The sequence below is a fragment of the Pseudodesulfovibrio cashew genome (assembly GCF_009762795.1).
GTDB classification, from domain to species: Bacteria; Desulfobacterota; Desulfovibrionia; order Desulfovibrionales; family Desulfovibrionaceae; genus Pseudodesulfovibrio; species Pseudodesulfovibrio cashew.
Genome location: NZ_CP046400.1, coordinates 32,430 through 41,761, shown reverse-complemented (window position 1 = coordinate 41,761; position 9,332 = coordinate 32,430). Strand labels below are relative to the sequence as shown.

At 62.3% G+C, this 9,332-nt stretch carries 9 protein-coding genes; 2 read left to right on the top strand and 7 right to left on the bottom strand.

Annotated features, from left to right (window positions below):
- Positions 1-27 precede the first annotated feature (27 nt).
- From GM415_RS00240 to GM415_RS00230, 3 genes are all read right to left on the bottom strand, one after another.
- A complete protein-coding gene (locus GM415_RS00240) occupies positions 28-1,254 on the bottom strand; it encodes an ABC transporter substrate-binding protein (protein WP_158950654.1) in 1,227 nt (408 codons plus the stop codon).
- An 83-nt stretch (positions 1,255-1,337) separates the two neighbouring features.
- Positions 1,338-2,048, bottom strand: a complete 711-nt coding sequence (locus tag GM415_RS00235) for an ABC transporter ATP-binding protein (protein ID WP_158945623.1) — start codon at positions 2,046-2,048, stop codon at positions 1,338-1,340.
- A complete protein-coding gene (locus tag GM415_RS00230; RefSeq protein WP_158945621.1) occupies positions 2,042-2,782 on the bottom strand; it encodes an ABC transporter ATP-binding protein in 741 nt (246 codons plus the stop codon). The genes GM415_RS00235 and GM415_RS00230 overlap by 7 nt, the downstream gene beginning before the upstream one ends.
- Before the next feature lie 316 nt (positions 2,783-3,098).
- On the opposite strand from GM415_RS00230, the gene GM415_RS00225 reads away from it, so the two are divergent.
- Positions 3,099-3,665: a helix-turn-helix domain-containing protein gene (locus tag GM415_RS00225; RefSeq protein ID WP_199244315.1), complete on the top strand. Its 567-nt coding sequence runs from the start codon at positions 3,099-3,101 to the stop codon at positions 3,663-3,665.
- Positions 3,666-3,705: 40 nt separating this feature from the next.
- Here the strand turns inward: GM415_RS00225 and GM415_RS00220 are convergent, their stop codons facing one another.
- The 4 genes from GM415_RS00220 to GM415_RS00205 form a co-directional block, all read right to left on the bottom strand.
- Positions 3,706-5,544 carry an ATP-binding cassette domain-containing protein gene (locus GM415_RS00220; RefSeq protein WP_158945617.1) on the bottom strand — a complete coding sequence of 613 codons (1,839 nt, stop codon included), beginning with the start codon at positions 5,542-5,544 and terminating at the stop codon, positions 3,706-3,708.
- 13 nt (positions 5,545-5,557) lie between these two features.
- On the bottom strand, positions 5,558-6,343 hold the full coding sequence (locus GM415_RS00215; protein ID WP_199244314.1) for an ABC transporter permease: 786 nt from the start codon (positions 6,341-6,343) through the stop codon (positions 5,558-5,560).
- A 15-nt stretch (positions 6,344-6,358) separates the two neighbouring features.
- A complete protein-coding gene (locus GM415_RS00210; protein ID WP_158945615.1) occupies positions 6,359-7,345 on the bottom strand; it encodes an ABC transporter substrate-binding protein in 987 nt (328 codons plus the stop codon).
- A 318-nt stretch (positions 7,346-7,663) separates the two neighbouring features.
- On the bottom strand, positions 7,664-8,056 hold the full coding sequence (locus GM415_RS00205; protein WP_158945613.1) for a bacteriohemerythrin: 393 nt from the start codon (positions 8,054-8,056) through the stop codon (positions 7,664-7,666).
- A 283-nt stretch (positions 8,057-8,339) separates the two neighbouring features.
- Between GM415_RS00205 and GM415_RS00200 the strand changes: the two genes are divergently transcribed.
- Positions 8,340-9,305: an NADase-type glycan-binding domain-containing protein gene (locus GM415_RS00200; protein ID WP_158945604.1), complete on the top strand. Its 966-nt coding sequence runs from the start codon at positions 8,340-8,342 to the stop codon at positions 9,303-9,305.
- Positions 9,306-9,332: the final 27 nt, after the last annotated feature.

Sequence of the window (9,332 nt, the reverse complement as noted above, 5' to 3'; positions counted from 1 at the left end):
GGTGGGGCCGGGCGTCGTCTTGCGGGGTTAGCCCATGGAGCAACCGTTGAGGCCGCATTCCTGGAAGTTGATTGAGCTGCCGATGATGTCGGCGAAGTCCTCGGGGGTCTTCATGGCGGAGGGAGCCTTGCAGCGGACCGAGAAGTACGGCTTGATGCACTGGTGGTCGCAGGCGCGGTATACTTCCTTACCGGTCAGGCCGTCGTACTGGAGGTCTTCCAGGGTGGCGATGACCTTGGAGGGATCGTCGGTGCCCGCCTTTTCGATGGCGGCCAGCAGGGTCATGGTCGAGGCGTAGGTCTGGGCCGAAACGTAGGGGGGCATCTCGTCGTACTTGGTTTTGAAGGTCGAGACGAAGGTCTTGTTGGCCGGGGAGTCGATCTTGTAGAAGTACTGGAGGCCCCAGATGACGCCTTCCAGGATCTCGGGGCCGATGGCCTTCATCTGGGTGATGCCGGAGCCCCAGGCGCAGGCGATCTTGGAGACCTGCTTGAGGCCGAAGTTGTGGGCCTGCTTGAGGGCGTTGACCGTGTCGCCGCCGAAGTTGAGGAAGAGCACGCAGTCCGCGCCGGAGGCCATGGCCTTGGTGATGTGGGAGCTGAAGTCGGACTCGCCCAGGCTGTGGAAGGAGTTGCCCAGCAGCTTGAGGCCCTTGGCGTCCAGCACTTCCTGGGTGTTACGCAGCAGGTCCTCGCCGAACACGTACTTGGGCGTGATGGTGTAGAAGGTCTTGGCGTTGTATTCCTTGATGACTCTGGGCACGACTTCGCGGATGGCGCCCCAGGTGGGCACCTGCCAGCGGAAGGTGGAGCGGTTGCAGGCGGAGCCGGTGATCTTGTCCGAGCCGCCGTGGCCGAAGAGCACCGCGCCCTTCTTCTTGGTGTATTCGGAAACGGCCAGGATGGTGGATGAGCTGGGCGCGATGGTGATGAAGTTGCAGCCCAGACGTTCCACGGCCTCCTGGGCCTTGCGCACGCCTTCCGCCGGGTTCGGGGTGTCGCGCTCGATCAGCTCGATGGGCCTGCCCAGGACAGAGCCGCCATAGTTCTGGATGGCCAGCTGCATGCCTCGGGAGATGTACATGCCGGACGATGCGTAGGCCCCGGACAGGGTGGCGCCCAGGAACAACTTGACGGAGTCGCCGGAAGCGGCGGCGGTCTTGGGCAGCAGCATGCCGCCCGTGGCCAGGCAGGCAGCGGCCGCGGCCGCGCCGGTGGATTTGATAAAGTCTCTGCGGTTCATTTTCTTGCTCATTGTCGTAACCCTCCTACCGATGGGTGCATTGAATGTTTGATTCCTCTCTCTCGCGCCGTTGCCAACGACTCAATGGCGGACGGCTACACTCCAAGATATTTTTCCTTGAGTTCAGGCCGGGACTTGAACTCCTCGCAGCTCCCCTGGAAGACCGAGACTCCCTGCTGCAGGATGCAGTAGTGGTCGGTAACCCGCAGGGTCGCGTTGACGTTTTGTTCAACGAGGATGATGGTCATCCCCTCGCGTTTGATCAGCTCGATGGTTGAAAGCAGCATGTCCACGATAAGCGGGGCCAGCCCTTCGGTGGGCTCGTCCAGGAGCAGGAGTCCCGGGCCGGTCATCAGGGCGCGGGCGATGGCCAGCATCTGCTGTTCGCCGCCGCTCAGCTCGTTGCCCATGTTTCGCTTGCGCTCCTCCAGCCTGGGGAAGAGCTCGTAGATGCGCTCAAGCGGCCAGTCCGCGTCCTTGCGCTCCGCGATGAGCAGGTTCTCCTCCACGGACAGGGCTGAAAATATCTGACGCTCTTCCGGGACATAGCCCAGGCCCAGGCGGGCGATCTGGTACGGCTTCAGGCCCGCGGTTTCCGCGCCGTTCAGTTTGATGCTTCCTTTCGCAGGCGTCACCAGCCCCATGAGTGTTCTCAGGGTCGTGGTCTTGCCTGCGCCGTTGCGGCCCAGGAAGGTGAAGCATTCCCCCTGGTCCACGGAAAAGGAGAGGCCCTGCACGATGTGGCTCTTGCCGTAATAGGAGTGGATGTTTTCGACATCCAGCAGACGCCGGGATTCGGTTACCATGTGGACTCTCCGAGATAGGCCTTTCTGACCAGGTCGTTGTTCTGGATTTCCTCGGGCGTGCCTTCGGCGATGAGTTCGCCCATGTGCAGCACGCTGATGGTGTCCGAGATGGACATGACCACGTTCATGTGGTGCTCGATGAGCACGATGGTGTAGCGCTCGGCCAGGCGGTGGATGAGCTCGATCATGCGCACGGTGTCGTCCGGGCTCATGCCGCTGGTGGGTTCGTCCAGGAGCAGCAGGTCGGGCTCGGTGCCGATGGCGATGGCCACGTCCAGGGAGCGCTGGCTGCCGTAGGAGATGGTCCCGGCGGCCTCGTCGCGCAGGTGGAGGATGCCCATGAACTCCAGGATGGAGTCGGCCTTGTCGTTGACCTCCCGGCTGCGGGAGGCCAGCTTGAACAGGGAGCGGCCCAGTCCGGTCTTGGCCTGGCAGGCAAGCCTGACGTTCTCGGCCACGGTCAGCTCCGGGAAGATGCTGGTGACCTGGAAGGAGCGACCGACGCCCAGGGCGCACCGTTCGTTGACGGTATTGCCCGAGACGTCCTCGTCCTTGAAGATCACCGTGCCCGAGGTGGGCGGAAAGACCCCGGCCAATAGGTTGAACAGGGTGGTCTTGCCAGCGCCGTTGGGGCCGATAATGGAGTGGACAGTGTCCTTCTTGACATGGAGGTCCACTTTCTGAGTGGCGCGAATGGCGCCGAATGACTTACATAATGAATTGGTGCGTAACACGCTTTGCTCCAGTTGCTGGATTCATTTTCAAGCTACTTGAATACTGTTAATGCTACCGTCGTGCCAGTTTATGTTTTAGTTGGTAAAAGAAGGGGTTATAGTGTAATCAGGATTGGTTATCGCGGCTGATATTAACAATAATGTCACCCATGGCCACAAGTTTGTACAACTTTGTTCAAGTGACTTGAATTTGTAAAAATAAATAAAATCAGTATAATAACAAAACTGTATTTCGCAGATTTGTATATCGGGCTTCTGGACTTGAATAGTCTTCAAGATGTTGTTAAGCTATGAAGCAAGCAATGGAGAGAACGACATGAGTGAGCGAGACAACAGTCTGGGGGTCCGCATCCGGCACCGCCGGATCATGAAGGGGATGCGCCTGGCCGACCTTGCCGAGGCCGCGCAGTGCTCGGAGAGCATGCTGTCGAAGATCGAACATGGCAAGGCAAATCCTTCCCTCAAGACCCTGCACCGCATTGCCAAGGCGCTTGAGTTGTCCGCCGCCGCCCTGTTCGATCAGTTGGATGATTCCGAGGTCATCAGCCGGGCGGGCGAGCGTCCGGTCCAGGAGTTCTCCAATGTCCGGTCCGGGACCGACATCGTGCTGGAGGCCCTGGCCCCGCACAATCCCGACAGCCTGTTGCAGGCCAACATCCACATCGTTCACCCCGGCGGACACACCGACGGCGAGTACGCCCACGAGGGCGAGGATCTCGGCTATGTGCTGGAGGGCGAGCTGGAGCTGACCCTGGACGGGGAAAAGTATCTGCTCGGTCCCGGCGATTCCTTTCTTTTCCGATCCGAGCGGGAGCACGGCTACCGCAACCCCGGCACCACCGTTACCCGGGTGATCTGGATCAACACCCCGCCCAGTTTCTAGGGGCTTCGCTAAGCCTCGTGGTTTTTCCTCTTGTGGACGGCTAGTTGGCTGCCCGTGGCATGGCCGCGCCCACCAGGGTCTCCACCTGTTTGGGGCCCAGTTCCATGCGATAGAAGAGCCGGTAGAATTCCCTGGCCTCCTTGACCAGGTCCCAGCCGAACCACTCGGGATAGAGCAGATTGCTCAGCCAGATGAGGCCCATGAGCCGGTTCACGGAAGGGGGCCTGTCGAACCAGTTGTACATGCCGCCCGGCGGTTCGTACACCGCTCCGCTTTTCACCGCCTTGAGCGAGGACCAGAAGGGGTCCGTAGCGGCGCGCATGTAGAGGCGCTGCGGTGATTTGCCCTCGTCCGAGAGCATGATGATCACATCCGGGTTCCAGCGGGCCAGGTCGTCGGCGCTCACGGGCGTCTTGCCGCAGCCCCGCTGTTCGTGCACCTCGGCCACGTTGATCCCTCCGGCGAAGTCGATGATCTCACCGTGGCGGGACTTGCGCGGCTCCGTGAGCAGGCCCGTTGGCGACTGCGCGTAGTAGACCGTGCGCCGCTCCCCGCGCGGAATCCGGGCCAGCGTGTCCTGGATGGCGAAGAATTTCTTCTCGAAATAGGCGGCCAATTCATTGCCCCGGTCCGGGACGCCGATCAGCTCGCCCACCCGCCGCAGCACGTCGCCGGTGCGATCCAGGCTGCCGTCGTAGATGAGTACCGGGATGTTCAATTCCCGTTGGAGCGCGTCGGCGGCCCGCACCTCTATCTCGTCCAGGGAGAAGAGGGTCAGCGAAAGGATCAGGTCTATCCCGTGCCGGAGTACGGCCTCCCTGTCGAAGGTGGCCTTGCCGCCGCCGAAGTCGCCGCCCATGACGCCGAGGACCGGCAGGGAGAGGTAGGCGTCGTCCGCCAGCATGCGCTCGGGCGGCATGGGCGGCATGCCCAATCCGCCGATCTTGTCCGGGGCCAGGCAGAAGAGCAGCGCGGTGACCATGGGATTGTAGCCGAACACCTTGCCTATCTGCGTCCCGACCAGGGCCTTGCGCCCGGCCATGTCCGTGGCCAGCTTGGTTTCTGGCAATTGAACCGGTCTGAAATCCTTCATCTTCACCTCGTATGTGTGGGCCGGACAGGCCGTTGGTTTCCGCGGCGGGGAGGGCGGGGGCCCTCCGTTGCGCAGGGCCGAGTCCACCGCTGGAGCCGCCAGCAGTGCCGCCGTTCGTTGGCGAATGAAATTGTCGTCCCTTGACGTCAGGGGGGCTGTGGCTGTCTGTTCGTGCACAACGCGGCCCGGTCCGGGGGCCAGGATTACAATGCGGCGGCTGACGCGCACGGCCTCGGCGAGATCGTGGGAGACGAAAACGGCGGCAAGCCCATCCTCTACAATGCGGGTCAGAACCAGGTCCTGCAGTTCTCGCCGCAGTCCCACGTCCAGGGCACTGAACGGTTCGTCCAGCAGGAGCAGGTCCGGCTTCACCGCCAACGCCCTTGCCAGGGAGACACGCTGGCGCATGCCTCCGCTCAGTTGGTGGGGGAATTTGGTCAGGTCCCTGGGGCTCAGTCCCATTCGCCCGGCCAGGGTGCGCGCAGCTTCCTGCCGCTCCAACTTGGCCACGCCCTGTGCCTTGAGCCCGAAGGCGATGTTGTCCAGCGCCCTTCGCCACGGCAGCAGTCGGGGGTCCTGAAACACGCAGACGGTGCGAGAAAAGCGGTTCTCCACCCTTCCTGACGAGGGCGTGAGCAGCCCTGCCGCCATGTGCAGCAGGGAGGTCTTGCCGCACCCGGAGCGTCCGGCCAGGGTCAGGACCTCGCCGGGCTCCACGCGCAGGCTTACGTCCGCGAGCACCGGGCCCGCGCCGTAGTCATGTGAGACTTCGTTCCAGGTCAGCATGGCGGTCATCGTGTCAGGCCGAGGCGTTACGTCGCCATGGCTCAATGCGCTGTTGCAGCGGTTGGAGCAGCAGCATCTCCACGGCCAGGAGCAGGACGACCACGGCGATGATCCAGGCAAAGGCCTCCGCCGTGTCCATGTTGATGCGGGCCAGGGCAAGGTTCGCCCCGATGCCGTCCGCCGAGGCCAGCAATTCGGCCATGACCGCGACTTTCCAGGCCAGTCCCAGGGCGGTGATCCAGCCCGGGAAGAGATAGGAGAGGATGTGCGGCAGGTGCACGTCCCACAGGAGCGTCAACCGGTCCGCCTTGAAGGAGCGGGCCATTTCCTCAAGCCCGGCGTCGCGGGTGCGCGCGCCTTCAACGGCCACGGCAAAGGTGATGGGCAGGGTGGTCACCACCACGGTGAACAGCGGGGTGAGACCGGTGGTTCCGAACCAGAGCATGGCAAGGACGATCCAGGCGATGGGCGGGATGCCCAGGAGTATCGAGGTGACGGGCTTGAGGGCCTGGGCCAGGCCCGGCCGGAGTCCGGCGAGAATGCCGATTCCGCTTCCGGCCAGCCCTGCGATGGCGAATCCGCCCAGGGCGCGCTCCGAGGTCAGGAGCGCGGCCCTGAGCGCTTCCCCGCCCACGGTGAGCCGCCAGAGCGCCGCACAGGCCTCCAGGGGGGAAGGGAGGATAAACGGCCCGTACCACGCGCTCCCCAGCCACCACAGGACGACAAATACAGTTATCCCCGATGCGGGCCGCCAGGCGTTGCGCCACCCGCGCCATGGGCTTTCTTCGCGCAGCTTCACGGCCGCCTCCGTTGGTCAGCCCAGATAAAAGGCCTCGTCCGGCAGCTTGCCGCCGGTCAGTCTGGGTGCCGTCTCCATCAACGCGGAGTAATAGAATTCCATTTCCTCCCTGGCTTCAGCCGCCGGGGATCTGCGCAGGGGGAACCGCTCCAGGGATTGTTGCAGCACCGGGGCCTTGAGGCCGAACATTCCGGCGAACTGGCTGGCTGCCTCGCCTGGATGGCCGTTGATCCATTCCACGGCCTCGCCGATCCCGTCCTGCATCGATTTGGCGACGTCCGGGTGCTCTTCGGCAAGTGAGGCCTGGCACATGGTGCCACCAACGGGCATGAACAGGGACTTGCCGGTCACTTCCTCCCAGATGTCCTGGAGCATGATGCGCTTGAGTGCCATCCCCTTGGACTTGGCCTTGAGTTCGGCGGCGGTGGCCGCGGGCTCGGGCAGGAGCGCCGTATCGGCTCGTCCGGAGAGCAGCATCTGCAATCCTTCGAACGGGGAGCCCACATAGGACAGGGCCATGTCCTTGTCAGGGTTCATGCCCTGTTTGGCGGCCAGGAAGCGGACGATTATGTCCGGGATGTCGCCGCGATAGAAAAGCAGCGCCTTTTTTCCCTTGAGGTCCGTGAAGCGGTTGATTTCCGGATCGCGGGTCAGGATGCTCAGGATGCCGCCGTTGTTTACGTCCATCAGGCGTACGGGCAGCCCCTTGTTGTAGAGCATGGCCGCCGCATTCGCCGGAGTGGCCGCCACCTGGACCTCGCCCGAGACCATCCACGCGCGCATGATGTCCGGATTGCGCCACTGCTTCATCTCCAGATGGGGAATCCGCGTGGATGATCCGGGGTGTTGGGCCAGCCGGGCCAGAGGCAGGCTCAACGGGGCGGGCGGACCGGCAAGGGCGAGGTGGTCCAGGTTTGAGGCTCGGGCCGGGATGGCCCGGAGGAAGGGCGCCAAAGCCAGTGCCCTGGCGCTGGTAAGGAGGAAATTTCTGCGTGTTATCATGGTGCGCCTTCCCTGCTTTCGTCAGAGGGGTTGGTTTGAAATGACATAAGTATATCCTGTAAAACCAAGATGATGTCTTTCTGTTTGATCGGGCTGAGGCGGACTCTCCACCTCCCATACCGCTCCCTTTAGCGCCTGCGGCAAAAAAAAGGCAACCGTGTCACGAAAGATCGCATAGGCGTGACTGAGGAAGGATTAATAAGGGAGATTCGCAAGCGCGGGGAAGCCGCTTCCTGCGGGAAGGGGCGGAGAAAGGCCGGGGTGACAGGCAAGCGGGTGGGGGGGCGACGCGTGTGGCGGAGGCGGCCCCCTGCAGGATTACCGGATGTTCTTTTCGCGGAGAAAGCGGGCGAGTTTTTTGTCGGTTCCCGGGATATGTCCCTTGAGCCAATTCGAGAGATAGCGGAGGATTGCGATGGTGTCGGCATCTGGGCGGCCGCAGGCGTCGGCCTTCTCCCTGAAATTCTCGTGCATGGCTATGTGCGACTCCTTCTCCGGGTAGGAGTAGCTGTGCATGAGCTCTTCTTCGGTGGCGAAGTGGGAGAGGGCGTAACGGTTCATGTCCACGGACAGTTGGGCCAGGATCGTTTCGTCCGGGTCCTCCTGTGCGGCGTCATAGGCTCTGTTGATCATTTCGATGAGCTTGCGGTGTTCGCCGTCGAGTTTGTCGTGGCCGACTTCGTATGATCGCTTCCAGTTCAGGATGGGCATGGCTACCTCGCAGTATGGTATCGGATTCACAACCTCTACGGCAATTACCGGTCCGAGCCAATGGCGTTAGACTGTTTGTTACGAAATTTTCTTTGCGAGTTCGGAGAATTGTTTCAATCGGCGAGACAAACGGGAATTGTAGAAATGGTCATGACCATGTTCGCATTCATTTTGACAACGCAGTCAGACTGGGTAGGTCCGGAAACGGCGGGAAGGTGTTGTGGCGGAATTTTGTAGCCCAACGGGGGAGGCGTCCCGTTCGGAGTTGTGCTAGGGTCCGGCCATGCGCATGCTTCGTGTCATTCCGGTCCTGTCCGTCCTTGTTCTCCTGGCCCTGTGCTTGATGCCCTGCCGGGCCGTCGCACTCGATGTTACGGTCAAGGTCTCCAGCGTGAAGGTGGACTTCGGTCTGCCCTACGCCCCGGAAAATCTGCTGGACGGCGATCCTTCCACGGCGTGGGTCGGCGGCGGAATCGGAGCCGGGGTGGGGCAGTGGGTCGACCTGTCCTTCGTCATCCCCACGCGCGTCACCCGAATCGGGATCTTCAACGGCCACCAGGGCGAAGGCAAGTTCGATGAGTTCAGGCGAATCCGGTCGGGGCGAGTTGTCTACCCGGACGGCTTCGAGACACGTTTCTGGCTGCGGGACGAACCGGGTGAGCAGGTGATCCGCCTGCCGGGCCGTCCGGCAAAGTCCCTTCGCATAGTCGTGGAGTCAGTATTTCCCGAAGGGAATGTCACGTCCCGAATGAAGCTCGCCGTCTCCGAGATCAAGCTCTACCTTGCGCTGATGGCCGATCCGGGAGATTCCGGCGATCGGAAGGATGTCGGTTCCCAGGTCACTCCGGCCAAGCCGCCCGTGGATCCGGACAAGGCCGTCCCCGAACCGTTGGCCGAACTGCTGCGTGTCTTTTACGTGCGGCACACGACCCTGGCGGACGACTACGCCGAGCTGTTCGCCGAGGACGTTCGCGACCGCAACGACTTCCGTTTCGAGGTGTTCAAGGAGGTTCAGCGCCAGCGCGGGACGTACAATATCCTTCGGACGGCCAAGGTGGATCCCTCCGGGCTCGGCTTCGAGATGGTCGAGCGGGATGGAGCGTTCGCCAAGGTCCGCGTGTTCGGGGCCTACCGCGTACAGGTCGCGGACATCGACACCAACCTCGAAGAGGATTCCGTGTTCGTGCTCACCCTCGGGGCCGACGGCTGGAAGATCGTCGAGCTCGAAGGCGAGGAAGAAATCTTTTGATCAGCTTCTTCTTGAATCAAAAACAAA

Bases quoted from the DNA above. Each gene is read 5' to 3' on its own strand.
- GM415_RS00210 (WP_158945615.1), bottom strand. From the start codon at position 7,345: ATGATAACACGCAGAAATTTCCTCCTTACCAGCGCCAGGGCACTGGCT.
- GM415_RS00240 (WP_158950654.1), bottom strand. From the start codon at position 1,254: ATGAGCAAGAAAATGAACCGCAGAGACTTTATCAAATCCACCGGCGCG.
- GM415_RS00235 (WP_158945623.1), bottom strand. From the start codon at position 2,048: ATGGTAACCGAATCCCGGCGTCTGCTGGATGTCGAAAACATCCACTCC.
- GM415_RS00205 (WP_158945613.1), bottom strand. From the start codon at position 8,056: ATGCCCATCCTGAACTGGAAGCGATCATACGAAGTCGGCCACGACAAA.
- GM415_RS00220 (WP_158945617.1), bottom strand. From the start codon at position 5,544: ATGCTGACCTGGAACGAAGTCTCACATGACTACGGCGCGGGCCCGGTG.
- GM415_RS00200 (WP_158945604.1), top strand. From the start codon at position 8,340: ATGCGCATGCTTCGTGTCATTCCGGTCCTGTCCGTCCTTGTTCTCCTG.
- GM415_RS00225 (WP_199244315.1), top strand. From the start codon at position 3,099: ATGAGTGAGCGAGACAACAGTCTGGGGGTCCGCATCCGGCACCGCCGG.